31 protein-coding genes are annotated in these 25,022 nt (G+C 60.9%); 13 read left to right on the forward strand and 18 right to left on the reverse strand.

All coding sequences use genetic code 11. The annotated features are described in order from the left end of the window. Nucleotides 1–33: 33 nt before the first annotated feature. The 5 genes from mnmE to hemE form a co-directional block, all read right to left on the reverse strand. Nucleotides 34–1,359 (reverse strand): tRNA uridine-5-carboxymethylaminomethyl(34) synthesis GTPase MnmE, encoded by a 1,326-nt coding sequence (gene mnmE, locus R3C98_RS03920; protein ID WP_371312811.1) that lies wholly within the window; start codon nucleotides 1,357–1,359, stop codon nucleotides 34–36. A 16-nt stretch (nucleotides 1,360–1,375) separates the two neighbouring features. Next, the gene (gene rho, locus R3C98_RS03925) at nucleotides 1,376–2,665 is read right to left on the reverse strand and encodes a transcription termination factor Rho (protein WP_321439451.1); all 1,290 of its coding nucleotides are present in this window, start codon (nucleotides 2,663–2,665) and stop codon (nucleotides 1,376–1,378) included. 158 nt (nucleotides 2,666–2,823) lie between these two features. Continuing rightward, nucleotides 2,824–3,252 (reverse strand): CopD family protein, encoded by a 429-nt coding sequence (locus tag R3C98_RS03930; RefSeq protein ID WP_371312812.1) that lies wholly within the window; start codon nucleotides 3,250–3,252, stop codon nucleotides 2,824–2,826. A 13-nt stretch (nucleotides 3,253–3,265) separates the two neighbouring features. Beyond that, nucleotides 3,266–4,336, reverse strand: coding sequence for a ferrochelatase (gene hemH, locus R3C98_RS03935; RefSeq protein WP_371312813.1), 1,071 nt, complete (start codon nucleotides 4,334–4,336; stop codon nucleotides 3,266–3,268). Between the two features lie 2 nt (nucleotides 4,337–4,338). Beyond that, a complete protein-coding gene (gene hemE, locus R3C98_RS03940) occupies nucleotides 4,339–5,376 on the reverse strand; it encodes a uroporphyrinogen decarboxylase (RefSeq protein WP_371312814.1) in 1,038 nt (345 codons plus the stop codon). Between the two features lie 341 nt (nucleotides 5,377–5,717). Here hemE and R3C98_RS03945 point away from each other — a divergent pair, with 341 nt between their 5' ends. From R3C98_RS03945 to dnaQ, 5 genes are read left to right on the forward strand one after another with little or no spacing between them, the layout of a single operon-like run. After that, nucleotides 5,718–6,560 (forward strand): pyruvate, water dikinase regulatory protein, encoded by an 843-nt coding sequence (locus R3C98_RS03945; protein WP_371312815.1) that lies wholly within the window; start codon nucleotides 5,718–5,720, stop codon nucleotides 6,558–6,560. Then, nucleotides 6,557–7,153 (forward strand): Maf family protein, encoded by a 597-nt coding sequence (locus R3C98_RS03950; protein ID WP_371312816.1) that lies wholly within the window; start codon nucleotides 6,557–6,559, stop codon nucleotides 7,151–7,153. The genes R3C98_RS03945 and R3C98_RS03950 overlap by 4 nt, the downstream gene beginning before the upstream one ends. Next, nucleotides 7,150–7,965 carry a shikimate dehydrogenase gene (gene aroE, locus R3C98_RS03955; protein WP_371312817.1) on the forward strand — a complete coding sequence of 272 codons (816 nt, stop codon included), beginning with the start codon at nucleotides 7,150–7,152 and terminating at the stop codon, nucleotides 7,963–7,965. Before R3C98_RS03950 ends, aroE begins: the two co-directional genes overlap by 4 nt. Beyond that, complete coding sequence (gene coaE / locus R3C98_RS03960) at nucleotides 7,962–8,570, forward strand: dephospho-CoA kinase (protein ID WP_371312818.1); 609 nt, start codon at nucleotides 7,962–7,964, stop codon at nucleotides 8,568–8,570. Before aroE ends, coaE begins: the two co-directional genes overlap by 4 nt. Further along, nucleotides 8,567–9,268 (forward strand): DNA polymerase III subunit epsilon, encoded by a 702-nt coding sequence (gene dnaQ / locus R3C98_RS03965; RefSeq protein WP_371312819.1) that lies wholly within the window; start codon nucleotides 8,567–8,569, stop codon nucleotides 9,266–9,268. The genes coaE and dnaQ overlap by 4 nt, the downstream gene beginning before the upstream one ends. Here the strand turns inward: dnaQ and secB are convergent. Further along, a complete protein-coding gene (gene secB, locus R3C98_RS03970; RefSeq protein WP_371312820.1) occupies nucleotides 9,256–9,768 on the reverse strand; it encodes a protein-export chaperone SecB in 513 nt (170 codons plus the stop codon). The genes dnaQ and secB overlap by 13 nt on opposite strands. Before the next feature lie 153 nt (nucleotides 9,769–9,921). On the opposite strand from secB, the gene R3C98_RS03975 reads away from it, so the two are divergent. From R3C98_RS03975 to R3C98_RS03985, 3 genes are read left to right on the forward strand one after another with little or no spacing between them, the layout of a single operon-like run. Further along, entirely contained in the window at nucleotides 9,922–10,509 is a 588-nt protein-coding gene (locus R3C98_RS03975; RefSeq protein ID WP_371312821.1) for a Tim44/TimA family putative adaptor protein, read from the forward strand. A gap of 60 nt (nucleotides 10,510–10,569) precedes the next feature. After that, nucleotides 10,570–11,793, forward strand: coding sequence for a murein transglycosylase A (locus R3C98_RS03980; RefSeq protein WP_371312822.1), 1,224 nt, complete (start codon nucleotides 10,570–10,572; stop codon nucleotides 11,791–11,793). A gap of 9 nt (nucleotides 11,794–11,802) precedes the next feature. Then, nucleotides 11,803–12,327, forward strand: coding sequence for a Smr/MutS family protein (locus tag R3C98_RS03985; RefSeq protein WP_371312823.1), 525 nt, complete (start codon nucleotides 11,803–11,805; stop codon nucleotides 12,325–12,327). Nucleotides 12,328–12,473: 146 nt separating this feature from the next. On the opposite strand, the gene R3C98_RS03990 is transcribed toward R3C98_RS03985, so the two are convergent. Together R3C98_RS03990 and R3C98_RS03995 are read right to left on the reverse strand one after the other, a co-directional pair. Then, a complete protein-coding gene (locus tag R3C98_RS03990) occupies nucleotides 12,474–13,145 on the reverse strand; it encodes a DUF1013 domain-containing protein (RefSeq protein ID WP_371312824.1) in 672 nt (223 codons plus the stop codon). A 174-nt stretch (nucleotides 13,146–13,319) separates the two neighbouring features. Next, the gene (locus tag R3C98_RS03995; protein ID WP_371312825.1) at nucleotides 13,320–14,324 is read right to left on the reverse strand and encodes an NAD(P)H-quinone oxidoreductase; all 1,005 of its coding nucleotides are present in this window, start codon (nucleotides 14,322–14,324) and stop codon (nucleotides 13,320–13,322) included. Nucleotides 14,325–14,377: 53 nt separating this feature from the next. On the opposite strand from R3C98_RS03995, the gene R3C98_RS04000 reads away from it, so the two are divergent. Together R3C98_RS04000 and R3C98_RS04005 are read left to right on the forward strand one after the other, a co-directional pair. Continuing rightward, nucleotides 14,378–14,566, forward strand: coding sequence for a DUF1192 family protein (locus tag R3C98_RS04000; RefSeq protein ID WP_371312826.1), 189 nt, complete (start codon nucleotides 14,378–14,380; stop codon nucleotides 14,564–14,566). A 62-nt stretch (nucleotides 14,567–14,628) separates the two neighbouring features. After that, nucleotides 14,629–15,177, forward strand: coding sequence for a DUF1465 family protein (locus tag R3C98_RS04005; protein ID WP_371312827.1), 549 nt, complete (start codon nucleotides 14,629–14,631; stop codon nucleotides 15,175–15,177). Here R3C98_RS04005 and R3C98_RS04010 read toward each other — a convergent pair. Both R3C98_RS04010 and R3C98_RS04015 read right to left on the reverse strand, forming a co-directional pair. Further along, entirely contained in the window at nucleotides 15,174–16,226 is a 1,053-nt protein-coding gene (locus tag R3C98_RS04010; protein WP_371312828.1) for an acyltransferase family protein, read from the reverse strand. The two genes, R3C98_RS04005 and R3C98_RS04010, sit on opposite strands and share 4 nt — an antisense overlap. Nucleotides 16,227–16,324: 98 nt before the next feature. Then, nucleotides 16,325–16,924 carry a TetR/AcrR family transcriptional regulator gene (locus R3C98_RS04015; protein ID WP_371312829.1) on the reverse strand — a complete coding sequence of 200 codons (600 nt, stop codon included), beginning with the start codon at nucleotides 16,922–16,924 and terminating at the stop codon, nucleotides 16,325–16,327. Nucleotides 16,925–17,071: 147 nt separating this feature from the next. Here R3C98_RS04015 and R3C98_RS04020 point away from each other — a divergent pair, with 147 nt between their 5' ends. Beyond that, the gene (locus R3C98_RS04020) at nucleotides 17,072–17,695 is read left to right on the forward strand and encodes a carbonic anhydrase (RefSeq protein WP_371312830.1); all 624 of its coding nucleotides are present in this window, start codon (nucleotides 17,072–17,074) and stop codon (nucleotides 17,693–17,695) included. On the opposite strand, the gene R3C98_RS04025 is transcribed toward R3C98_RS04020, so the two are convergent. The 5 genes from R3C98_RS04025 to R3C98_RS04045 form a co-directional block, all read right to left on the reverse strand. Next, nucleotides 17,692–18,321, reverse strand: a complete 630-nt coding sequence (locus tag R3C98_RS04025; RefSeq protein ID WP_371312831.1) for a LysE family translocator — start codon at nucleotides 18,319–18,321, stop codon at nucleotides 17,692–17,694. The genes R3C98_RS04020 and R3C98_RS04025 overlap by 4 nt on opposite strands. 26 nt (nucleotides 18,322–18,347) lie before the next feature. Then, a complete protein-coding gene (ppa, locus tag R3C98_RS04030) occupies nucleotides 18,348–18,878 on the reverse strand; it encodes an inorganic diphosphatase (RefSeq protein ID WP_035581329.1) in 531 nt (176 codons plus the stop codon). A gap of 97 nt (nucleotides 18,879–18,975) precedes the next feature. Beyond that, nucleotides 18,976–19,278 carry a putative quinol monooxygenase gene (locus R3C98_RS04035; RefSeq protein ID WP_371312832.1) on the reverse strand — a complete coding sequence of 101 codons (303 nt, stop codon included), beginning with the start codon at nucleotides 19,276–19,278 and terminating at the stop codon, nucleotides 18,976–18,978. Between the two features lie 10 nt (nucleotides 19,279–19,288). Then, nucleotides 19,289–19,903 carry a TIGR02466 family protein gene (locus tag R3C98_RS04040; RefSeq protein ID WP_371312833.1) on the reverse strand — a complete coding sequence of 205 codons (615 nt, stop codon included), beginning with the start codon at nucleotides 19,901–19,903 and terminating at the stop codon, nucleotides 19,289–19,291. Between the two features lie 65 nt (nucleotides 19,904–19,968). Further along, nucleotides 19,969–20,877, reverse strand: coding sequence for a class I SAM-dependent methyltransferase (locus R3C98_RS04045; protein WP_371312834.1), 909 nt, complete (start codon nucleotides 20,875–20,877; stop codon nucleotides 19,969–19,971). 201 nt (nucleotides 20,878–21,078) lie between these two features. Between R3C98_RS04045 and R3C98_RS04050 the strand changes: the two genes are divergently transcribed. After that, the gene (locus R3C98_RS04050; protein WP_371312835.1) at nucleotides 21,079–21,555 is read left to right on the forward strand and encodes an Hsp20 family protein; all 477 of its coding nucleotides are present in this window, start codon (nucleotides 21,079–21,081) and stop codon (nucleotides 21,553–21,555) included. A 75-nt stretch (nucleotides 21,556–21,630) separates the two neighbouring features. On the opposite strand, the gene R3C98_RS04055 is transcribed toward R3C98_RS04050, so the two are convergent. Beyond that, nucleotides 21,631–22,656, reverse strand: coding sequence for a glutathione S-transferase family protein (locus R3C98_RS04055; RefSeq protein ID WP_371312836.1), 1,026 nt, complete (start codon nucleotides 22,654–22,656; stop codon nucleotides 21,631–21,633). A 134-nt stretch (nucleotides 22,657–22,790) separates the two neighbouring features. Between R3C98_RS04055 and R3C98_RS04060 the strand changes: the two genes are divergently transcribed. Then, nucleotides 22,791–23,879: a glycosyltransferase gene (locus R3C98_RS04060; protein ID WP_371312837.1), complete on the forward strand. Its 1,089-nt coding sequence runs from the start codon at nucleotides 22,791–22,793 to the stop codon at nucleotides 23,877–23,879. Here R3C98_RS04060 and R3C98_RS04065 read toward each other — a convergent pair. Together R3C98_RS04065 and gpmA are read right to left on the reverse strand one after the other, a co-directional pair. Further along, on the reverse strand, nucleotides 23,843–24,292 hold the full coding sequence (locus R3C98_RS04065; protein ID WP_371312838.1) for a bifunctional diaminohydroxyphosphoribosylaminopyrimidine deaminase/5-amino-6-(5-phosphoribosylamino)uracil reductase RibD: 450 nt from the start codon (nucleotides 24,290–24,292) through the stop codon (nucleotides 23,843–23,845). The genes R3C98_RS04060 and R3C98_RS04065 overlap by 37 nt on opposite strands. Beyond that, nucleotides 24,289–25,002: a 2,3-diphosphoglycerate-dependent phosphoglycerate mutase gene (gene gpmA / locus R3C98_RS04070; protein ID WP_371312839.1), complete on the reverse strand. Its 714-nt coding sequence runs from the start codon at nucleotides 25,000–25,002 to the stop codon at nucleotides 24,289–24,291. The genes R3C98_RS04065 and gpmA overlap by 4 nt, the downstream gene beginning before the upstream one ends. Nucleotides 25,003–25,022: the final 20 nt, after the last annotated feature.

The following is a 25,022-nucleotide window of genomic DNA, read 5'->3' on the forward strand; positions in this document are numbered from 1 at the left end:
TATATAACGCCGGGTGCCGCTAAACCCTAGGGGTCATTTGCCGATACAGAACTGCGAGAAAACAGCGCCCAGAATTTCTTCGACCCCGACTGTCCCGATCACGGCACCCAACTGGCGAAGCGCCATGCGCACATCTTCTGCAGCGAGCTCCGCGCCCAAATCATCTTCCAGCAGCTGCCGGGCCTGGACCAGGCTAGCGAGACCAGCGCTCAGCTTCTCCCGATGCCTTGCCCGCGTGATGACGGGTGCCTCAACTGAAGCAGCGCGATTGGAGATGAAGGCCCCGATCAGGGATTCCAGTTTTTCAATCCCTTCACCGGTCGCTGCCGAGACGAGCAGGGGGCCTGCTGGTGCCAACGTATCTGGCCGCTGGTCGGCTTTGTTGAAGACAACAATGTCCTGCTCTTCGACGGGGCCTGCTGGTGGTTCGGGTTTGGCGCCGTCGATCACGTGAATTCGGAGGTCCGCCTCGCGCGCCGCCCGCTCAGCCCGCCGAACACCTTCTGCCTCCACGACGTCTGCTGTTTCCCGCAGGCCGGCTGTGTCAGCCAGCCAGACAACCTGTCCACCAAGCACAAGACGCACTTCAACAACGTCCCGCGTGGTGCCAGCAATATCCGTCACGATGGCCGCCTCGCGCCGGGCGATCCTGTTGAGCAGGGAAGACTTGCCGGCATTGGGCGGTCCGACGATTGCAACGCGGAAACCATCTCGGATCTTCTCGCCGATCCCCCGGTCGCCGAGCGCCTCTTCGAGCTCAGCGATGATCAGGTCCAGCTTGGCCAGAATCGGCCGGACCGTGTCTTCCGGCGTGTCGCCTTCATCCGGAAAATCAACCATGACTTCGATCAGCGCCAGGACACCCATCAGCTCGGCACGCCAGTGATCATAGGTCTCTGTCAGCCCACCAGTAAGCTGGCGCAGGGCCTGGGCCTTTTGCGCTTCGGTCTCTGCCTCGATGATGTCAGCAACACCTTCGGCTTCCGTCAGATCCAGCTTGCCAGCCTCGAAGGCACGGCGCGTGAATTCTCCAGGTTCGGCAAGTCGGACACCCGGCTGCCTAGTGAGTGTTTCAAGTGAGTGTTTGATCACAGCGGGACCGCCATGGAGATACAGCTCCAGCGTGTCTTCGCCCGTGTAGGAATGCGGACCCGGCATGAAGAGGGCGAGGCCTTCGTCAATGAGGTTTCCGTCTTCGTCCCGAAACTTCGTGAGGGTCGCGTGGCGGGGTTCCGGCAATCCGCACTCGAGCAACGCGCCAGCAATCTTCCAGACGCGATCGCCTGACAGGCGTAGAATGCAGATGGCAGCTGGAGGTTGGCCCGAGGCGAGGGCGCAGATTGTGTCGCGCTCGCTCATGGCCTCGCGCCTTCCGCTAGTTCTTCATCGCTTCGAAGAACTCGTCGTTCGTCTTCGTCTGGCGCAGCTTGTCGATCAGGAAGTCGATTGCATCGTTGGTGCCCATCGGACCGAGGATCCGGCGCAGGATGTAAATCTTCGACAGCTGGTCCTGCGGTGTGATCAGCTCTTCTTTCCGTGTGCCGGACTTCATGATGTCGATAGCCGGGAAGGTCCGCTTGTCGGCAATCTTCCGGTCGAGCACGACTTCGGAGTTACCCGTGCCTTTGAATTCTTCGAAGATGACTTCGTCCATCCGGCTACCGGTGTCGATCAGGGCCGTTGCAACAATGGTCAGCGAGCCGCCATTTTCCACGTTCCGCGCCGCGCCGAAGAAGCGTTTCGGGCGCTGCAGGGCATTGGCGTCGACACCACCGGTCAGGACCTTGCCGGAGGAGGGGACGGTCGTGTTGTAGGCGCGGCCGAGACGCGTGATCGAATCCAGCAGGATGACGACGTCACGCTTGTGCTCGACCAGGCGTTTCGCTTTCTCGATCACCATCTCTGCGACCTGGACGTGGCGCGTCGCTGGCTCGTCGAAGGTGGAAGCAACGACTTCCCCCTTCACCGTGCGGCGCATGTCCGTCACTTCTTCCGGTCGTTCGTCGATCAGCAAAACGATCAGATAGCATTCCGGATGGTTCTCTTCGATGGCCGACGCAATGTTCTGCAGCAGAACCGTCTTACCGGTGCGCGGCGGCGCGACGATCAGGGCACGCTGACCTTTGCCGATCGGCGCCACGATATCGATCACGCGGCCGGAGCGGTCTTTCCGGGTCGGGTCCTGGCTTTCCATACGCAGGCGCTCTTCCGGATAGAGCGGCGTGAGGTTGTCGAAGTGGACTTTCTTGTTGGCCTTGTCCGGCTCTTCGAAATTGATGCGCGAAACGTCGGTGAGGGCGAAGTAGCGCTCATTGTCCTGAGGCGCGATGATCGGACCTTCAACCGTATCGCCGGTGCGAATGTTGCCCTTTTTCAGGACTTCCGGGCTGACATAGATATCGTCCGGGCCGGGCAGATAGTTGGATTCCGGCGAGCGCAGGAAACCAAAGCCGTCCGTGAGAACTTCCAGCACGCCCTGTCCGGTAATCTCGACTTCGCTGTCGGCCAGCTCTTTCAGGATGGCGAACAGCATGTCCTGTGTCCGCATCGAGGAGGCGTTCTCGACTTCCAGTTCTTCTGCGTATGCCAGCAGTTCTTCCGGAGACTTCGCTTTCAGTTCACGAAGAGTCACGCTGGTGACGTTGTCGAGCATCGAAGAGGCCATGCCGATGGATTCCAATTGTAAGGGTCTGCGGGAGACGAATTTTGGGAAGTCCGAGCGACGAAGAACGCGTCGCGAGGCACAAGGACTGTGCTCCGGATTGATCGGCTTATGGGCTCACTGAGCCTTGTTCGTCAAGAGTTCTCGCGCAACCAGCCGATTCAGAACGGCCGAACCAGCACCATGATGACCACAACGATCATCATCAGAAAGGGGACTTCGTTCAGCATGCGCAGGGTCCGCGCGGAGACTTTCGAAGTCCCGCGATCAATGCGCTTCCCGACACCGACATAATATCCGTGCATGGCGGTGATCAGGGTCACGAACAGCAGTTTCACATGCATCCAGGGCTGGGAAAGCAAGGCAGGGTTCATCCACAGCATCAGCCCTCCGAACACCCAGATCAGGATGATGGACGGGTTCATCACGATCAGGCGTAGCTTGTTCGCAGCTGATTTCATAGTTTCGAACAAGGGTTCTCCTGGCTGGCTTGCCAGTTGATGGATCTTGTATCGCGGATAGATCATCAGGCTCGCCATGGTGGCGATGACGAAGATCACGTGTGCGGCCTTGATCCAGTTGTAGAGCATGTCTGCTGACCCTTCAGGATTGCGGATTGATAGCCTGGCCAGCCTTTCGGACCGGCTGTTTGTGCGGGCATCCGCTGAATTCATGCGGGCAGAGCCGGTCGCCGCCACAAGACCGCATTGGCGTTTTCATGCCCAGCGCCTCCATGGTCTCGCTTGCCAGCATGGAAATGAAATCCGGATGGGTGCCGAGCGCCTCCACACGTGTATAGCTCGCTGCGCCGTGCTCTTCAGCAACGAGCCGGTACTCTTCGCCAAGCTCGACCAGAGTTTCGATATGCTCGGACACGAACGCGATCGGAGCGATCAGGATATTCTTACCCGCTTTGGACTTCTCGGCGATCACTTCTTCGGTCGGCGGTCCAATCCATTTCAGCGGACCAACCCGGGACTGGTAGCAGGCAGTCACTTCCCAATCGCGCGGCACGCGACCTGCGATCATTTCAGCCATGGTTTCGCATTGCCACTGATAGGGATCGCCATCCTGGACAATTTTTTCCGGCAGGCCGTGCGCTGACAGGAGCAGGGATACGTTTTCCGGCCGGCCCGCTTTCTCCCAGGCCTGCATGATCCGGTCGACATGAGCCGAGACGAAGTTTTCCTCGAATGGGTAACAACAGATCGTCCGGACTGAATCCTTGTAGGCCTTCTTCCAGGCCGTCAGCGATGACCCCGTCGTCGTTGTGGAAAACTGCGGATAGAGCGGCAACAGGACGACTTCATCCGCGCCCCAGGTTTTCACATCCTTTGCGGCCTGCTCGGTAAACGGGTGCCAATAGCGCATAGCGATGAAGCAACGCACTTCATCTTCCGGCAGGCGTTTCGACAATTCTGCCTGCAGGGCAGCAGCCTGCTCCTCGGTTTCAGGCAGAAGGGGAGACCCCCCGCCAGCATCCATCATCGCATAGTTCTTGATGACGCTCGGCGCGCGCGTTCGCGAGATCAGCCGCGCCAGGAACCACCGGATGGGCAGAGGAGCCGTGATAATAGCCGGATCGCGGAACAGGTTCTTCAGAAATGGCCTGACAGACTCCGCCTTGTCCGGTCCACCCAGATTGAACAATACGACGGCAACCTTCCGGCCCATACTCAACCTTCCCGCAAAATCTTCAGAACGCGCTCGACGTTTACGATCGGCGTCTCCGGACGGATGCCATGGCCGAGATTGAAGATATGGGGACGTCCTGAATAAGCTGCCATCAATTCCCGCACGCGAGCATCCATGCGCTCTCCACCTTCGATCAAAAGCAGGGGATCCAGATGGCCCTGGACCGGCATGTCCGCCGGCAGGACGGCATTCACAAAGGAAGGCACGGCGGCCGTATCGAGTCCCACAGCGGTCACACCGGTTTCCTTGGCATAAGCTTCAAGCATGACGCCCGCACCGCGTGGGAAACCGATCACTGGCACCGTGATCCCTCTTTCCCGCAGGCGTGCAACCAGCTTTTGGGTTGGTGCGATAATGACTTCCCGGAAAATGTTGTCCGGCAGCCCTTCCGCCCAGCTGTCAAACAGCATCAGGGCATCAGCGCCTGCCTCTACCTGACGCGCAAGATATTCCACCGTCGCTTCGGCAATCTTGTCCAATACAGCCGCGAGATCTTCCTGCCGGCCATGCGCCCAGCGCCAGGCATCGGATTTGTCGGTCTTCCCGCGTCCTTCGATGGCATACAGGCCTACCGTCCAGGGGGATCCGGCAAATCCAATGAGCGTTGTCTCTGCCGTGAGGCCCTCGCGCACACGTGACACAGTTTCATATACGGGAGACAACCTGTCAGCGGCTTTGACAGCGGGCACTCGGTCCAGATCGGCAGGCCCGGAAATCTGTTCCACCAGCGGCCCGACACCTTTTTCGAACGTCACGCCCAGACCCATCGCATCGAGGACAAGCAGAATATCCGCAAACAGGATGGCGCCGTCCATGCCGTAACGGCGAACCGGTTGAAGCGTCGCTTCAGCGGCCATGGAAGGTGTGTAGCAAAAGTCGAGGAAGTTCTTCGCCCGGGCACGCAGCTCGAGATATTCAGGCAGATGGCGCCCGGCCTGGCGCATCATCCATACCGGTGGTTTTTCAAATCGCTCTCCACCGAGAACCTGAAGCAGCTTTTTCGATCCATCGGTGCCCATGGCATTTTTCCCAAAAAACAAAAACAAGCCCGTCAGGGCGCTTATGACTATTAGACGGTGAGTCCGTGGGAAAAAGGGTGATGTGCGGATTTGTCCAGAGAATTCCACACAGGAGTCACAGGTTGGCAGACAGGGTTAAGAGGGTCTTAACACCCGGGATTCAATAGTTAACCAAACGTAAATGGGCCAATTGGAGTCACAGGCTGGAACGGAAGGTGATTCCGCGGAGTCGGATTCCGGCACCTGTGGGGTTTTTGTGATTCCAGCGGGACAAAAAGCGCTATCCACAGGCGAGTCACAGGTCTTGTGAAATCGTTGAACCTCGGCAAGACAAGGAAACCATGACTCGGTCACAACGCCCCAGCATCTATTTCAATGTTCACCTCGTCTCGGATTCGACGGGTGAGACGCTGAACGCCATCCAGCGAGCGGCCTGCGCCCAATTTGGAAATGTGCAGGCGCTGGAGCACAACTATTATCTCGTCCGGTCCGAACGCCAGCTGGAACGGGTGATGCGGGAAATTGAAGCTGCGCCAGGCGTGGTCTGGTACACGATCTCGGACGAGGCCCTGCGCGGACGGCTGGAATCCTTTTGCCGCGAGAAAGCTGTGCCAACTCTGCCGGTTCTGGATGCCTCTATTGCGATGCTCAGCCGCCATCTTGGGATATCAGCAAACCAGAAAGTTGCCGGACAGCATGCGCTGGACGCCGACTATTTTGAGCGAATGGAAGCGATCAACTTCACGCTGGCCCATGATGATGGGCAGAATGTTGAAAGTCTGACCGGAGCGGATGTGATCCTTCTGGGAGTGAGCCGGACATCGAAGACGCCAACCTGTGTGTATCTGGCCAACCGTAAGGTTCGTGCCGGGAATATTCCGCTTGTGCCGGGCGTGCCACTCCCGCCGCATATCGAAAAGATGGGCGATAGGGGCCCCATGATTGTCGGCCTGAAAATCAGCGCTGAACGACTCGTGCAGATCCGCCGCGCACGCCTGATCTCCCTGAACGAGGACGAGCATACAATTTATGCAGATGAAGATGCCGTACGCGATGAAGTAACCCAGGCCAACCGACTGTTCCAGCGTAACAAATGGCGCACGATCGATGTCTCTCGCCGCTCGGTCGAAGAAACGGCCGCCGCAATCCTGAACCTGCTCAATGAACGACGGGGGCACCCGTGAGTCTTGATGTGATCCTGGCATCCGGCAGCGAAAGCCGCCGTCGCTTGCTGACGTCCGCTGGTGTGGAAGCAACAGCAGTCCGCCCGAATGTGGATGAAGATGCGATGAAAGCAGGCCTGCGTGCAGAAGGTCTTCCGGTACGGGATCAGGCAATGCGGCTGGCTGAACTCAAGGCGATCAAAATTTCCCAGCGCCAGTCAGGGCTTGTGATTGGCGGTGATCAGATGCTGGCGCTCGGTGACGAAGCGTTCGACAAACCGAAAGACCTCGGTGGCGCCCGCGATCATCTGCGCAAACTGTCCGGCAAGGCGCATACGCTTGAGACGGCAATTGTTGTTTGTGAAAACGGCCAGCCAGTCTGGCGTCATCTCGCACGGCCGCGTCTGACCATGCGCCCGCTCAGCGAGGACTTCATCGAAAAATATGTAGACCAGGTCGGCGAGCCGTTGCTCTCTACAGTTGGCGCCTACCAGCTTGAGGGTCTCGGCGCGCAGCTCTTCAACAAGATCGAAGGAGACTATTTCTCGATCCTCGGGCTGCCATTGCTGCCCTTGCTGGACTATCTGCGTATCCGGGGTGTGCTGCCGTCATGACCTGGTTGCTTGGTGTTATCGGCGATCCGGTATCGCACTCGCTGTCCCCGGTGATCCATAATATGTGGATTCGTGAGCACGGCTTTGACGCGAGTTACGAAGCGCTACGAGTAGAGCGCGGCAATCTTGCGGGCGCGCTCGAAACACTATCTAAGCGCAATGCGCTCGGTTTCAACATCACCCTTCCGCACAAGGAAGACGCGCTGAACCTCGCCGATGAGGCAAGCGACATTGCCCGCCGGATCGGTGCGGCGAACACGCTGGTCCTGCGGGAGCAGGGAGGTTGGCGCGCGGAAAATACCGATGCGCCAGGATTTGTGCGCAGCTTGCTGGATGCAGGGATCGAAGTAGCCGGGTGCCGCGTGACCCTGTTGGGTGCCGGCGGCTCGGCCCGCGCAGTTGCCATCAGCCTGATGGACCTGCGGGCGGAGATCACCATTGCCAACCGTACCCGGGAACGTGCTGAAACCCTTGTTTCCGAAACTGGCATCACCGCAGAGATCTGTTCATTGGAGCAGGGAATCTCGGAAGCTGCGACAGCAGATCTTGTCATGAACACACTCAGCCTCGGACATTCAGGGCAGAGCCTCGACCTGCCGGAAGCGACGGGTCAGTATTTCTACGACATTTCCTACGGCAAGCCTGCGGCAGCCATCCGCGCCGAAGCGCTTGCAAAGAATTGGCAGCCTATGGATGGGCTCTCCATGCTGGTTGCTCAGGCCGCATACAGTTTCGAGCACTGGTTCGGCGTTCTGCCGGACACGAAGGAAGCGCTCGCGCATTGCCGCAAACTTGTGGAGGCAACCACGTGATCATTCTTGGTCTCACTGGCTCGATCGGTATGGGAAAGTCCGCAACGGCTACCCTGTTCCGCGATGAGGGTGTGCCGGTTTACGATGCCGATGCAGCTGTGCATCAGCTTTATCAAAGAGACGGCGCTGCCGTTGAGCCCGTCGAAGCCGCTTTTCCCGGTGTGAAGGTTGAGGGTGCTATTGATCGCACACTGCTGCGCGAACGTGTGCTGAACGATTCCGCCGCGATGAAGCAGCTGGAAAAGATCGTTCATCCGCTTGCTGGCGCCGCGCAGCAGAAGTTCCGGGAGGTCGCACGCAAGTCAGGCGCAGCGTTTGCGGTATTGGATATTCCCTTGCTCTACGAGACAGGTGGGTCAGGCTATTGCGATTATGTGCTGGTCGTCACAGCGCCGCCAGACATACAACGCACGCGCGTTCTGTCCCGGCCGGGCGTTACAGAAGACACCTTCGAAGCCATCCTGAAGCGTCAGGTCCCTGATGCCGAGAAGCGCGCAAAAGCCGACTTTATCCTATCGACAGCGCATGGGTTCGAGTTTGCACGCGACCATGTTCGCGCCATAGTGGCCCTGATGAATCGCAAGGCCGCAGGGGATAATGCATGAGCCAGATCCGCGAGATTGCTTTCGATACCGAGACCACGGGACTCAATCCCAATGAGGGCGACCGGATTATCGAGCTTGGCGCTGTCGAGATGATCAACCATATCCCGTCCGGCCGCACGTTCCGGACGCTGATAAATCCGGGCCGGGCAGTCTCTGCCGATACTGTCCGCATCACCGGCATCACGGATGATGACCTGAAAGACGCGCCGCCTTTTGAGGCGCCCGAAGTGATCGACGCCTTCCTGGAGTTCATCGGCGATGCCACGCTGGTGGCGCACAATGCCGGATTTGACCGGGGCTTCCTGAACATGGAGCTTGGCCGGTGTGGACGTGTCCCGATACCGGATGACCGCTGGATCGATACAGCAGCTATGGCCCGGCGCAAGTTTCCCGGCGCTCCGGCCAGCCTCGACGCGCTTTGCAAGCGCTTTGACATTTCGCTGGAAAGCCGGACGTTTCACGGTGCGCTTCTTGATAGCCAGCTGCTGGCAGCCGTCTATCTCGAGCTTAAGGGGGGCAGGGCCCGGGCATTTTCTTTCGAAGCGGTCGTCGAAACCGAAATCGTGGAAGAGATCCAGCCGGCACGCCAGCGTCCAAAACCGCTTGGTTCGCGTTTGACCGAAGACGAAAAAGCCGCCCACGAAGCCTTCGTGAGCGGCCTTGGCGATGAAGCTGTGTGGAAGCGCTACGCGTCCTGAGTTGGCGGCGTCTGACCGGACGCGGCGGCCGCTTCCTGCGCGCGCCGGTATTGCTGCTGGTAAAGCTGCACAAAATCCACCGGATCGATCAGCAGCGGCGGGAAACCGCCCTCGCGCGTGATCTCTGCCACGATACGCCGGGCGAACGGGAACAGGAGACGCGGGCATTCAATCAGAAGCAGCGGCTCGAGCTGGGCTTGCGGAACGTTCTGCAGCTGGAACAGGCCGGAATAGTCGAGCTCTGTGATGAACAGGACGGTGCCATCAGCGACGGCCTTGGCTGACAGCTTCAGTGAAACTTCGTAAATGCCGTTGCCGTCGGCATGCGGTGTTGCGCCGACATCGATGCCGAGATCGATATTCGGCTGGGACTGTACGGGCGAGTGTCCCGGATTCTCGAAGGACAGGTCCTTCACATACTGGCCGAGGACGCGCAGACCCGCCGGGGTCGCGCCATTCTGGCCTGGGTTTGGTGCTTGCGGCGCACTAGTATCGGTCATGTCTACCTCCCAACTTTACCGGGCGGGCGCTAGCATGCGGCCCCTTAACGCGCAATGATCACTGGCACTTCCAGCCTGTCGGCCCTATCTTGAGGGCTGAGTAAACACGAACGCAAGGACACGCCACCACCAATGGACCCCGTGATGCAAGTCATGATCCTGGCAGCTGTTGCGCTGTTTGTCCTGTCGCGCCTGTATTTTGCGCTCGGCAAGGGCGACAACGACACCCCTGTGAGCCGCCCGTCTCCGGCAACTGCCGGTGATGATGCGCCTGGCCAGGCAAAAGCCCACGACGATGCGATGGCCCATGCGGACCAGCCGATTTTCACCGGGCCGGCCGCTGGCGGACTGGAAGAAATATACAATGCTGACCACAGCTTCAGCACACCTGCCTTCATGAGAGGCGCCCGCGCAGCTTACGAAATCATCGTATCGGCCTTTGCGCGGGGCGATCGCGACAAGCTGCGCCCGATGCTGGACGACGATGTCTATGAAGCCTGGGACGCGGCAATCGCGGCTCGCAAACCGGACCAGCCAGCCTTTGAACTGCTGCGAATCCGCAAGGCGGAAATCGAAAGCGCTGAACTGGATGGCTCCATCGCGCGCGTTGCTGTGCGCTATGAAGCAGAGCTCGGCGATGGTGAAATGGTGCGCACTGCGAAGGAAATCTGGACCTTCATGCGCAATGTTCACGAGAATGATCCGAACTGGATTCTCGACGATGTCGAGGTTGCCAGTTAACGCCAGTGGCCGAAATATTTCCGGGTGACACCTCCGCCGGAAGCACGCCATAAAGTGTGCATGTGGCCGCGTTTCCGTTCGATTTTTTTTCTGCTCCTGCTGGCCGCCTGCCAGTCCCATCCGGCACCGATCAAGGTGATCACACCTCCGGCACCTGAAGTCCCAGCCCCGGTCAGTCCTCCGCAGCTGCCGGTCTGGGAAACACCCGCGGCATATTCCGATCTGCCGGCCTGGCCTTCGGTGAAGCTTGAAGCCGCGGTCAGTGCGTTCAAACGGTCCTGCGAGAAGTTTTCCAGTCTGGAACTCACAGCTTTCCTTTCCGAAAAAGCTCCCTGGGCAGGGCAGGTGGAGGACTGGGCCGAGCCTTGCGGCGCGCTCTCCGCGGCGCGCAGCGACGATGAAGCCCGTGCCTTGATCGAACAGGTTTTCGTCCCGATCGAAATCATCCCGCCGGATGGCGCGCGCAAGTTCACCGGCTATTTCGAACCGACTTACGAAGCCCGCCGGACACCGACGCCGCCCTTCACAGAGCCGGTCCCGGCAATGCCAGCAGACCTGATCCCGAACAATGGCAAGCCGTTGCAGCGCCTGCCCGATGGAACGACCCGGCCTTATCCCTCGCGGGCGCAAATAACGACATCTGGCGTTCAGGCGATTGCCTATGCCCATCCGGCGGATGTGTTCTTCCTGCAGATTCAGGGCTCCGGCCGGCTGACCTTTCCGGACGGTACGACAATGCGAGCGGTCTATGCCGCGCATAACGGGCACAAGTTCAAATCGACCGCGAACTGGCTGATCCGTACCGGGCGCATCTCCAGCGGGGAGGCCAGCATGCAGGGCATTCGCGCCTGGATGAACCGGGCGGGGCCTGCCGAAACGCGGATGGCGATGAACCAGAATCCGCGCTTTGTTTTCTTCCGTGCCGAAGCAGAGGGTGATCCCGAACTCGGACCAGCCGGGGCGGAGGGTGTTCCACTGACACCGCTTGGTTCTATGGCCGTGGACACAAGTCTTCATCCGCTTGGCGTCCCCATGTTCGTTCAGACCACCGCGCCGGGACTGGGCGGGGATTGGTCCGGGCTCCTGATTGCGCAGGACACAGGCGGGGCCATCAAGGGCGCGGTGCGCGGCGACATTTATTTCGGTACAGGCACCGAGGCAGGCGAGCGGGCCGGAACGATGAATGCACCGGGGCGGCTCTGGGTTTTCATGCCCCGTGCCGTGGCGCAGCGGATGCGTTCCGAGGGCTATGCCAGCCTCGACATGATCCCGCCGGCACCTTAAGGGGCGGGCATGAGCCATCGCCGCCTGACCCCTGATGAAGCCCGGGCCTGGGCCCGTGTCGCGCGGACGGTGAAGCCGATCGGTCCGAAGACGGAAGACATCGAAACCTTCATCGACGCGCTGGAACATGGCGAGCCGGTGATGCGCCACGGCAAGGCGAAGCCCGCACCCGTGCCGCCGGAAAAGCCAGCGCCGAAAGCGGTAAAATCGCCCGCGCCCCCGCAGAACCGGGCGAACGAGAAACGTGTGCGCCGGGGCAAGCTGGAACTGGCAGGCCGGTTCGACCTGCATGGCCATACCCAAATCAGCGCCGATGCGACATTGCCGGAATTCCTCGCGCAGAAACAGGCAGAAGGTGCGCGCTGCGTGCTGGTCATTACAGGCAAGGGGAAAGGCGGGGAGGGCGTCCTGCGCCGCAATTTCCTGCGCTGGCTGGAGATGCCTGCGGCGCGTGCTCTGGTATCCGGCTATTCCGAAGCGCATCCGCGGCATGGTGGGTCCGGCGCCTGGTATGTGTTCCTGAGGCAGACTTAGCGCGGATCACGCATGTGCATTGCCGGACCAAACCGGACCGCACCATGACTATAACGGACTTAGCCGGATCATTGCAGACTTGGCCGAACATAAAAAAAGCCGGCACCCAAGGAGCGCCGGCTTTCTCTTGAACAAAGGCGTCCGGATCAGTTGAAGTCGCGGAACACGTCGTCGGCGGAGACGTCTTTCTTCGCGGCGTCTTCTTCGCCCGCATCATAGGCGTCCGGATCGTCCTGGGCCGGGGCGAGGCCCGGGCCTTCGGTACGGAGCGCCTTTTCGGCTTCCATCTTGCGGCGCTTCTCGGCCGATTTCGCGATCACTTCATCGAGTTCGATCTGGCTGCAGAGGCCGAGCGTCACCGGGTCCACCGGGCGGATGTTCGGCGAGTTCCAGTGGCTCTTGTCGCGCACATTGTTGATGGTCGATTTGGTCGTACCGATCAGCTTGGAGATCTGTGCGTCGGAGACTTCCGGGTGGTTGCGGATGAACCAGGCCACGGCGTCCGGCTTGTCCTGGCGGCGGATAACCGGCGTGTAACGGCTGCCCTTGCGCTTCGGCTGCGGGATGTGGGCGATTTTCGACTCGGCCACTTTCATCCGGTAACCTTCGTCATTCTCGCCGCGCTGGATTTCCTCGCGCGAAAGGATGCCGCCGGCGATCGGATCGACGCCGCGCATGTTCTCGGCGACGTCGCCATCGGCGATGCCTTTGACTTCGAGATGATGCAGGCCGCAGAAATCGGCGATCTGGGCGAAGGTGAGGCTGGTATTGTCGAGCAGCCAGACGGCGGTTGCCTTCGGCATGAGGACTTCGGACATGGGGCTCTCCCTGTTGTTTTTACGCCGCCTGAAATGCAGCCGCCCGGCACATCGTGCCGGGCGGATGGGGTCAGGCGCGTGCTGAACCTTGCCTGTTCCTATAAACTACACGCCGGCGGTTGGAAAGGCTCCAGCCTCACTGGCCAGTATTAGCGTCTGTAATTCCGGACTTTTTTACCAGGCGAGCAGGATCTTCCCGGAATGCATGCCGGACGCCATCAGCTGATGGGCTTGCTCGGCTTCCGCCACTGGAAACGCTTTCTGCAACACCGGAATGATCGCGCCGCTGGCAATATGCGGCCAGAAATCGGCTTCGACGGCGTCCCGGATGCGCTTTTTTTCCGGCAAGGGCCGGGCGCGCAGCGTGGTGGCCGCCAGCGTCAGCCGCTTCATCAGGACCGGCGCGAAATTGACGTTCGCCTGAAAGCCGTTCTGGTAGGCAATATTGATGATGCGCCCGTCCGGATTGGCCGCGGAAATGTTCTTCTGGATGTAATCCCCGCCGACCATATCGAGCGTGACGTCTGACCCGCCTTCGGCCTTCACAACTTCGGCGAAGTCCTCGGTCTTGTAATTGATCGCGCGGGTGGCGCCGAGGCTGGCGGCGAGCTGGCATTTCGCATCGCTGCCGGCGGTTGCGAAAATCTTCGCGGCCCCTGCGGCTTTTGCCATCTGGATCGCCATGACGCCGATACCGGACGTGCCGCCATGGCAGAGAAAATTCTCTCCGGCTTTCAGGCCGACCCGGTCGAACACATTCGCCCAGACGGTCATCATGGCTTCAGGCAGGCAGGCCGCCTGATCGAGGCTCATGCCCTCCGGCACCGGGAAGATGGAGCCTTCATCCACGGCAACATATTCGGCGTAGCCGCCACCGGCGAGCAGACAGCAGACCTTGTCGCCAATCTTCCAGTGTGAAACGCCGCTGCCAACGGCTTCGACTGTACCGGAAATTTCAAGACCCAGGATGTGGGAGGCGCCGGGCGGCGGGGGATAGGCCCCGGCCCGCTGGACGAGGTCTGCCCGGTTGAGGCCCGAAAAGGCCGTCTTAACCAGAACCTCGTTTTCGCCCGGTTCCGGCTTTGGCACGTCCGCCAGGAATAGCGGTCCGTCCTTCTCGATTTCGACGGCTTTCATCGTCTCGCCCATCTGCATGACTCCCGTGTTGAGGAGTCGCATGTAAGGCCTGTTTCTGCTTTGATGACCCCCAAGAGACCGATCTGGAGGCGAAGATGGCAATTTCGGATGAAGAGCCGATCCTCGTGAACACACCGCAGACGCTGGAACAGATGTCCGTGGACGAGCTGGAAGCGCGGATTGTTGCGCTGAAGGACGGCATTGCCGCCTGCGAACGGGAAATCGAGAAAAAGCGTGCCCAGAAATCAGCAGCCGATGCGCTGTTTGGCGGCGGCGGGAATTAAGCGGACATAAACATCGCGATGGTAAAGCAGGTGTTGGTGTCCAGAGTGTCAGGGACAGGTTTATGGCAGCGGAACAGTCGCAGGGCGAAGGCATGAGCATGTCGGACGGGTTCACCGGCGGCAAGCTGTTCGATACCGTCTTCACGCGCGGCATGGCGCTGGTTGAAGAAACCGCCACCTATCTGGACGGGCCGGGCCGTGAGCATGCCAAGACGCTGGATCGTGAGCCGGGGCTGACCTATGCCGCCTGGAGCATGGAGCTGACGACGCGCCTGATGCAGGCGGCAAGCTGGCTGGTCATGCAGAAGGCCGTGCGCGATGGCGAGATGAAACGCGACGACGCAGCCGCCAAGAAATACCGCATACGGAGAGAGGATCCGCCACTCGACGTGAAGGCGCAGGAAGGCAGGGGCCTGCCGGAGCGTTTCCTGGAACTGGTGGATCGCTCAGAAGCGCTGTTCGAACAGATCTGCCGTCTCGACGAAGCCCTCTACGGTGCGCAGGCGAAGGCCAATGGCGCAAACCCGGTCTCGGAGCAGATCGCGCAGCTCCAGAAAGCAGCCGAAACCGGTGCGTTCGATCCGCTGATGGTCTGGAATCGCGGGCGCTAGGCTTCCGGCCGGGGCGGAGAGACCAGCAGGCTGCCGCGCTGTTTGGCCATTGAGGGCTTCAATCTGAAAATCTGCGGGCGGACATAAAGTGCGCGCAGCGGTGTTCCCATCGCGAAGCGGTGTATGCCAAGGGCAACCATCAGCGCAGCGGCAGCGGTCGCAAGACTGGCTGCGCCTGCGTCGGCAAAAATGCCGCTTGCCTGAACCAGTGTGACCAGAGCCTGAAGCGGAATGAAGAAGCCGAGATAGACGGCCAAAGACTGACGGCCCGTATCGCCGATCAGATGGGCGGCTGGCAGGGAAGACAGCATGACGCCTAGGCCGATGAGTGCGAAGCTGCCGGCAAAGCCGAGGATCAGCGACACGATCGGCAGGCCCGAAATGCCCATGACGACAAAGGCTGTATGAACGCAGGCCCAGATGGCGAGCGCCCGGGCGAGATCTTTCCAGCGCGCGGCGGCACCTTTCGCAAAGGAAAAGGCCAGGGAGGCACCGACATAGCCGGCATAGAAGAAGACGAAGTTCGCAGCAAAATGGTCGGCAACGGACCAACCGGTGTGAAACAGGCCTGCGGCGGCGAGCATTTGCAACAAGGCGCCGGCGGCGAGGACGCGCACAGGCTTCAGCCGCCGGATCGCGCGGGTTGCAATATGGAAGAGGGCCAGCTGCTGCAGGAACCAGAGCGGGCTCTCCGGTGCAATCCAGCCGGCGAGGTAAAGGCGGGCAATTTCCGCGGGGCCTCGGGTGAACGCGCCAGCGTTCAGGATCACCGTTTCAATGGCGAGCCAAAGCGCGAAAAAATAGACAAGGCGAAGGATTTTCCGGTCGAAATAGACAGATGCGGAGCCGTAAAGGGACCGATGAAGGAACAGGCCGGACAGCAGGAAGAAGGCGGGGATCACGAACGGCAATGCCCAGTCGGCCAGTCCCAGCATCCAGTTTGCCGTATCTCCCGTCGTGCCATAGGCGAGCGCAGCGCAGGACATGACCACAAGGATGATACCGAGGCCTTTTGCGTGATCGATCCAGTCAATGCGTCCGGCGGACATGCGGGGTTCCTCCCTGTTTGGGGAAACCCGCTGCAAGATTCGTGCAGACAGGGATTAAGCCTGTTCAGGCACCGGTATTCGGTGAAGGCGAATGCGGCTCAGATCGTCGAATAGACGCGCAGGGCATAGCGGGCCTGCTGGACGCAGTAGCCTTCTTTTACCGGCGCGCGCAGCACGCAGATGCGGTGCCAGAGTGGCCCAAGCAGCTGTTCGATGACTTCATCGAGATCGAAATCGCGCCGGATCACGCGTTTTGCGGCCAATTCGGCGAGAACCATGCGCATCGGCTGGCGGACGTCGCGGTTCATCCAGGCGCGCCAGGCCTCGCCGGCATGCTGGTCGTCTGCTGCGGCCATCAGCGCGCCGCGCAGGACGGCATGGCCGTTTCCGGTGCGGGCGGCGGCCTCCAGCGGCACGATCAGGGCGGCGATGCGCTCTTGCGGGTCACGTCCGCCATCCGGACTGTCCGGCACCAGTGCCAGCGCCGCATCCACACACATTGCCCCGATGGAGGGCCACCAGCGATAGATGGTCTGCTTCGAGGCGCTTGCCCGCTTGGCTACCGAATCGACGCTGAATGTGCGCCAGCCGCTCTCGGCAAGCTCGGCCCGCGTCGCTTCCAGGATGGCGGAACGGGACTCTTCGCTGCGCGAAGGGCCTTTGCGGGAAGTCTTCTTCTCGCTGGCGTCTGTCGACATTCGAATTGTCTCCCTTGCGGAACTGTAGGGGCCTCTTTCGTGAAACTAGATCAAACCGGTAAACAATGTCCGATTCACATTGGCGACTTCTGCAGTATGCAATAGAGAGGCGCCGGCAGGAACAGGCCCGAATACAGGATTGGAAACATGAAATCGATTGAAGAGCTGATCGAGGGCTACCGGCGCTTCCGCGGCGGCGTCTATTCTGAGCAGGCAGCCCTTTACCGGGAACTTGGTGAAGGCCAGAGCCCGGCCATCATGCTGATCGCTTGTGCCGACAGCCGCGCAGAGCCCTCGGACATTTTCTCAGCAGCGCCGGGCCAGCTGTTCGTTGTGCGAAATGTGGCGAATCTCGTGCCGCCTTATATGCCGGACGGAAAGCTGCACGGGGTCAGTTCGGCGCTCGAATATGCGGTGAATGTGCTGAAGGTGCAGCACATCGTGGTGATGGGCCATGGCGGCTGCGGCGGGGTGGCTGCCTCGCTCAGCGGCGGGGACAACCCGCTGATCGGTGAATTCGTGACGCCCTGGGTCTCGCTGCTCGATGAAGCGCGCGAGCGGGTGCTGGAATCCGGTTCGATCAATCCGCAGTTCTCTCTGGAACTGGAAGGCATCGAAACCTCCCTCAAAAACCTGCTGAGCTTCCCCTTTGTGGAAAAAGCGGTCAGCGCGGGCGAGCTGGAGCTGCACGGGGCCTGGTTTGCCATCAAGCATGGCGAACTGCATTGGCGGAATGCGAAAACCGGGCGCTTCGAGGTCGTCGACCGCTAATTGTGCGGGACGAACGTCGAAATCGAGGCAAACAGGGCTGACGCCAGCATGGCGAGCGCCGCTCCGCGATTGAACCAGCGGGTAAAGGCGGGCGACTCGAAATGGTGGTTCATGCCGTCCGCCAGCCAGGCATAGAGCGTCAGGCCCGTCATTTCACACACGGTGATCGTGGCCATCATGATCAGCGCCTGCGGCACGACCGGGTGCGTCATGTCGAAATAGGACGGAAGCAGCAGGCCGAAGAAGACCAGCGCATTCGGGTTCAGCACCTGCAGGCCGACGCCGCGGGCGAACAGTTTTCCGCGCGGCGGGGCATCCTTGGCGCTGGCATGGGGGCTCGATGGGTCCGCCATGGCCAGTGACCATGCGAGCCAGGCGATGAAGCAGATCCCGGCGACCTTCAGCCCGTTCAGGAGGACCGGGAATTGCGCGGCAAAAGCCGCAATGCCGCCGGCGGCCAATGAAATCCAGATCAGGTTTGCGGCGGCAACGCCCAGCGCCGGGATGAGCGCCGTCGGCGCGCGATAGCGCAGCGACGTGCTCATCACCAGCATGACGGCCGGGCCGGGGGTCAGGCCGCCTGCAATGAACAGGGCGACCAGGGCAATCCAGACCGAAAGGTCCATTCAGGCCCCCGTCAGATGTTTGAGGATCAGCTCTCGGCGCCGCGCTTGACGGCTGCGTCGATCAGCTCGCGGGCCTTCTCGATGCCGTACCAGCCCTCGATGCGGGTCCATTTGCCCTGTTCGAGGTCTTTGTAGTGCGTGAAGAAGTGAGCGATCTTGTCACAAAGCGTCTGCGGCAGGTCGTGATAGGTCGCGATCTTGTCGTAGTAAGCCGTCAGCTTCGGGTGTGGCACGGCGAGGATCTTCTCGTCCGGGCCCTTGTCGTCGGTCATCATCAGGACGCCAACCGGGCGCGCACGCACGACAGACCCCGGCACCAACGGACGGTTTCCGACGACCATGACGTCGATCGGGTCGCCGTCGAGGCTCATCGTGTGGGGCACGAAGCCGTAATTACAGGGATAGCGCATCTCGGTGTAGAGATAGCGGTCGACGAACATGGCGCCGGAATCCTTGTCGATCTCGTATTTGATCGGGTCGCCGCCGAGGGGCACTTCGATCAAAACGTTGAGGTCGTCCGGCGGATTCTGGCCCGCGCTGATCTTTGAAAGGTCCATTGTCTGCGCTCGCTTAGGGAGGAAGTGAGGGTTCGCGTGGCGATGGCCTTTTGAGGCCTTAACGTCAAGGGCGGCGTTGCCGCAGACGACTAATGTCTTAGGCCTCTGCCTTTACTTCTTCCGCTTCGAAGATCCGCATGGGCGCCCCGCCGGCAGAGAGGCGCCGGGCCGTTTTGACGAATTCCCGGCTCTCTTTCAGGGCAAAATGGGCCTTCAGTGCTTCCATGTCGCGCCAGTATTCGACGAACACCAGAAGGGCCGGATCGTCGCAATCGCTGTGCACATTGTGGGCGATGCAGCCGTCTTCAGCGCGCGATCGTGCACAGTGTTCGCGGCAGAGTGCGATGAGTTCTGCTTCGGTGTCTGGCTGTGTGCGGACGCTGCCTGTCACAATGATCATGGGACTTCTCTCAATCGCGAAGCAGGGCGTAATTGAAACTGATCGACACGCGCGGCTCTTCGGACCGGTTTGGCATCACTTCATGGCGCAGCCAGGATTCCCAGAACAGGGCGTGGCCTTCCTTCGGTTCCAGATAAACGAAGCGGCGGGCGGCTTCCGGGGCGTCGTCCTCAGGCTGGGGGGCGCCCATCATGAAGCTGAGGCGCGGGTCTTCCATCTTCAGCGTGCCCGCTCCCTCAGGTACGGCGACATAATAGGTACCGGAAATCACGCTGCCCGGATGGATGTGGCCTGAATGACTGCCGCCTTCGCCGAGAATGTTCACCCAGAGGGCATCCAGCTCCAGATGGAAGCCGGCCATGTCCCAGTGGAGTTCTTTCGCAAACTCGGCAGCCTGCTGGTCGAGCAGCTCTTTCAGCGCGGCGAATTCCGGGAAGCGCTCCGGCAGGTCATCCAGCGATGCGTAGGACGTATAGCCGTCATAGCCCTGCTCGTCGCACCAGTCATTGCCCGCAGTGTCCTCGTCTTCCAGCAGCCAGCAGACGGCTTCGAGTTCGGAGCGCATCGCATCGGTGCCGAGCGCGGCTTCTTTCACAAGAGTGGGGAACAGGGATTTGAGTGACATGGCAGACCCGAAAAGAAAGGCCCCGCCGGACAGGCCGGCGGGGCAGGAGTTTTACAGAGGGCGGATTATTCCGCAGGTTTGATGAATTTCAGCGTCATGCGGTCGCTTTCGCCGATGGCCTTGTAGATTTCCGGATCCCAGCCTTCGGGGGCCTCTTCGCCTTCTGCCGGCTGGTTGCTGACCGGTGGCAGAGTCCAGACGCCGTACGGGTGGTCTGCGGTGTCGGCCGGGTTGGCGTTCACTTCGGATGATCCGTCAAATACGAAGCCGGCATTCTTTGCGAGCGTCCGGACATAGTCCTCGTGCACATAGCCGCTGGGGGCTTTCGGGTCCTGCACGGCGGAAGAGGGCAGGCGATGCTCCACGACGCCGAGAATGCCGCCCGGTTTCAGCGCGGCATATGCCTCGTTGAAGAATTTTTGTTCGTACCCGCCAGCCATCCAGTTGTGGATGTTGCGGAAAGTCAGCACCACGTCTGCCGTGCCGGGCTCGGTCAGCGGGCCGCTGCTTGCCGAGAAGCCGGTATAGGAGACCGAGCCGAATTTCGGGTCGGCATAGTTTGCCTTGAAGTTCTCATTGTTCGACTCGATCCGGGCGACGCGCTCGGCATCGTCGATACCGTCCGGGGAAAACAGCACTTCGACGAGGTGCCCGCCGCCAGAGGCAAGCCACGGCGCGAGGATGTTGGTGTACCAACCGCCGCCCGGCCAGATTTCAACGACCGTATCGTCTGGCTCGACGCCGAGGAATTCCAGCGTTTCCTTCGGGTGGCGCCACACATCGCGGGCCTTTTCTTCCGGTGAACGCACATCGCTGGCGATTGCGGCTTCGAGTGCGCTGACCGGCGCGGGCGCCTCTTCGGCGGAAGCTTCGGTATCGATCTCGGCGACAGCCTCCGGGCTGTCTGCCGGGGCGGGTGAGCAGCCGGCGAGCAGCGCCAGTGCAAGGATGGAAGCGGATACGGCGGTTTTCATCTGTGTTTCTCCGTCGATGGGACCTCTTGAACAGCCCTTTTAGGCACCCACATGTACCCTTGTCACGGTGCTGCGACGCGGGCCGTGGCCGGGTTTCGTGCCGGCGCCATCTTTCGGGCCGGGTGTTTGCGAAGTCCGAACCCCAGACGGAGCGCCCCGATCAGGGTGTTCCCAGTTGCTTTGAGACAGAGGACTGAACACATGTCGAATATTGATCTGACCCCCCTTTACCGCACCATGGTAGGCTTTGACCGCATGGCAAACATGATCGATCAGGCCGCGCGCCTGGACGGTTCGCAGGGCTATCCCCCTTATAATATCGAGCGAGTCGACGAAAACGCCTTCGCCATCGAGATCGCCGTGGCCGGCTTCACCCAGGACGATCTGGAAATCGAAACGAAGGAAGGCCTGCTCACGGTCGCGGGCAAGAAAACCGACACCGAAGATGCCAGCGGCAAGAATTATCTGCATCGCGGCATCGCCCAGCGCAGCTTCATTCGCCGCTTCCAGCTGGCCGATCACATTCTCGTGACCGGCGCCCATCTGGACCATGGCGTGCTGAAAATTGAACTCGTCCGTGAACTTCCGGAAGAGAAAAAGCCGCGCAAGATCGAGATCGGCGCCTCCGAAGCACCGGAGCCGAAACTGATCGGCAAGAAAAGCGCTGACGCCGCCTGAGGCTGAGCCTGTCCGATAAAGACAAGATACGGCGCGCTCCTGTCCGGGGCGCGCCGTTTTCTTTTGTCTCGAAAATCAGGAGTCGGCGTCTGCCGGCTTCTGGGCCTGTCGGAATGCCTGAAGGCAATGCGTTTCGCCAAGGAAGACTTCCAGTGAACGGGAATCCTTCAGCGTACGGCTGACAAAACGGTTCACGGCGTTGAACGCTTCTGCGGCGTGTTTCTGCGCCGATTGCTCGAATGCACCCGATTCAAGTGTCGCGGAGAAATGACCGGCGCCTGTCCGCACGGCTGCGGCGTTCGCCTTCGCCCAATGCAGGTAGGTCTTGCCGACTTCTTCTGCGAAGAGCGGTGCCAGCGTCGGCTCCAGCGCGGGCAGGTCCGCAAACGGACCACCGGCCTTCGGATCGTCCATGTTTTCACACCAGGCAACGACAAACGGCGCGCGGTCTTTCAGCCATTCGGCCGGGGTTGGATCCAGCAGCATTTGCTGGAACTGCGCGGCGAGGCTGAAATCGGCAAAAGCCGGTCGGCCGCCGAAAATGAAGAGATGCTGTTTCAGGTGGGCATCCAGCAATTCCGCGAAGCGGCGCCATGACGCTTCCAGCACGGGCCAGTTTTCCGTCGAGGCGCCGACCAGCGGCAGCCGGTCAGACATGCGTTCGGCAATCTGGACGGACGGTTTCTTCCAGGCGCGCGGGCGCTTGCCGCCCGACAGCTGAACCAGTGCGCGCAGGCCTGCCTGATCGCGATCCGGCTTGTTGCCCCAGCGCTGTTGGAACATGCACTTGTTCAGCCACTCGTCGCCATAGTCCTCGAGGATCAGGGAGAGCGCGGCCAGCGCAGCGTCGTCCGGCGTGGCAGACGGCTCAGGCTGCGCCGCTTCCAGCGCGAACAGCATGCGTGTCGATTCCTGGCTCACCGGACGGTCCGGCGAGACGAGCAGCGGCACAGTTGCGACACGGGCAAGCGCCCGGAAATCTGTTTCCGTCTCGCGCGAGCGGGTGATCCATTCGAAGTCGAGTCCCTTGTAGCGCAGGAAAGCACGGACTTTCAGCGAGTAGGGCGACGTCTCGGCGCCGAAGAGGCGATAGGCTGTCATGTCTTCTGGTTCCCGGATCGGCTCGGCCCCTGCTTAGGCATTTCATCCCCGACTGCCAACCAGTGTTTGCCGCCGCGTCTGTAAATGGCTATGCGCGTGACCAGACATTCTGACCTGACATGAAGGAGAGGCCCATGCGCGTGATGCACGTCATGGCCGGTGCTGCAGAGGGCGGCGCGGAAAATATCATGCTGGAATCGGTTCTGGCGCTGGCAGAGGCTGGCCTGACACAACATGTGGTGACCCGGCCGGATAATCAGTTCCGTGTGCAAAAGTTCCGCGAAGCCGGAATCGGTGTGGATGTGGCGGCTTTCAACAACACATGGCCGTTCCCGACCCGCCGTGTCCTGGGGGATGCGATCAAGGCCTTCAAGCCGGATGTCATCGAATACTGGATGGGCCGCGCGGGGCAGTTCGCGCCAAAGGAATACCGCAACCGCTCGATCGGCTGGTATGGCGGCTATTACAAGCTTGCCCGCTTCGTGAATTGCGAATGGCATGTTGGCCTGACCATCGATTTGCTGCGCCACATCCGCGAACAAGGCGTGGCCGAAGACCGGTCCGGCATCATTCACACCTATGCGGATTTCGAAGGCGCCGATCCGGTCGACCGGGCGAGCCTCGAAACACCGGAAGACGCACCCGTCGCACTGGCGCTGGCCCGCCTGCATGAGAAGAAGGGACTCGACACGCTGCTCGACGCCACAGCGAAAGTCCCGGGTCTCTATGTCTGGATCGCCGGGGAAGGCCCACTGGAGGCGGAGCTGCGAGCACACTGCAAGCGGCTGAACCTGGACGACCGGGTCCGTTTCCTCGGCTGGCGGAACGATCGCGGCGCATTGCTTGCCGCCTGCGATGTTGTGGCGTTCCCGTCACGCTATGAGCCTTTCGGCACAGTGACAGTGGATGCCTGGGCGGCATCCCGCCCGCTGGTCGCGGCAGATGCCGTCGGCCCGGCCGCCTATGTGAAAGATGGCGAGAACGGCGTTCTGATCCCCAAGAACGATGTCGATGCGTTGGCGAATGCGCTCAACAAGGTGATTTCGGACAAGGATTTTGCCGCGAAGATCGTTGCCGGTGGGCGCGCGTCATATGAAGCGCAATTCAACAAGGCGGCCTTCCAGCGGGATTCGAAAGCGTTCTACGAAAAGATCATCGCGCATGCTGGCCCGTTTCCGGGCTGGGATCAGCTACCGGTGACGCTGGCGAAAAAGGCGCGGTAGAGCCCCTCGGCGGCGTGTTGGCCAAGGCCGACATCGACCTGTATGCCCGCCCGGCGGAGGCGCAGAATGCCGCCATTCGCCACCGGGTGCGGATCCAGCACAGAACAGACAACGCGGGCAATTCCGGCGTCTTCCAGTTTCATCGAGCAGGACTTGCCGCCGGCGGAGCGTTCACGGCAGGGTTCCAGCGTGACATAGGCCGTGCCGCCGCGCGCGGCGTCTCCGGCTTCTTCCAGAGCGATCTCTTCGGCATGCGGGCGGCCGCCCCGGCCGGTGACGCCTTCACCGACGATATGTCCGTGAGAATCGAGAATGACACAGCCGACGGACGGATTTGGCCCGGTCAGGCCATGGTTCAGACGGGCGAGCGCGAGTGCCCGCCCCATCATGCGCCGGTCACGCCGTTTGCTCACGGCAGATCCGGCAGCGCCTGGGCGCGCTCGGCGTCGAGATAACGCACCGAAACCGGCTTCAGATTGTCATCCAGGTCGATCAGCAGCGGATTGCCCGTCGGGATCTCGACCGAAGTGATCTTGTCGTCCGGCACATTGAAGAGGTGCTTCACCAGCGCGCGCAGGGAATTGCCATGCGCAGCGATCACAACGTCCTTGCCGGATTTCAGCACCGGCGCGATCTCGGCATCCCAATAGGGCAGCACGCGATCCAGCGTCAGTTTCAGGCTTTCTGTGTCCGGAATATCGATGCCCGCATAACGTGGGTCGGTGGAAAGATCCCAGGTGGAGCCTTTTTCCAGTGGCGGTGGCGGCACGTCATAGGAACGGCGCCAGACATGGACCTGTTCGTCACCATGCTTGGCAGCAGTCTCCGCCTTGTCGAGGCCGGTCAGGCCGCCATAGTGGCGCTCATTCAGCTGCCAGGCTTTCTCGACCGGCATCCAGGCGCGGCCCATTTCGGTCAGGGCCAGCCACAGCGTGCGGATGGCGCGGGTCTGGTAGCTGGTGAAGGCAGCGCGGAAATCGGCGTCGACACCTTTCAGCAACTGGCCGGCTTTCTTCGCTTCGGCTTCGCCTTTCTCAGTCAGGTCGGCATCCCACCAGCCGGTGAAGCGGTTTTCGAGGTTCCAGGCGGATTGTCCGTGGCGGACGAGAGCTAGCTTCGGCATCGCGGTGAGAAGTCCTTTAT

The organism is Hyphomonas sp., assembly GCF_041398465.1.
Classification (GTDB): Bacteria; Pseudomonadota; Alphaproteobacteria; order Caulobacterales; family Hyphomonadaceae; genus Hyphomonas.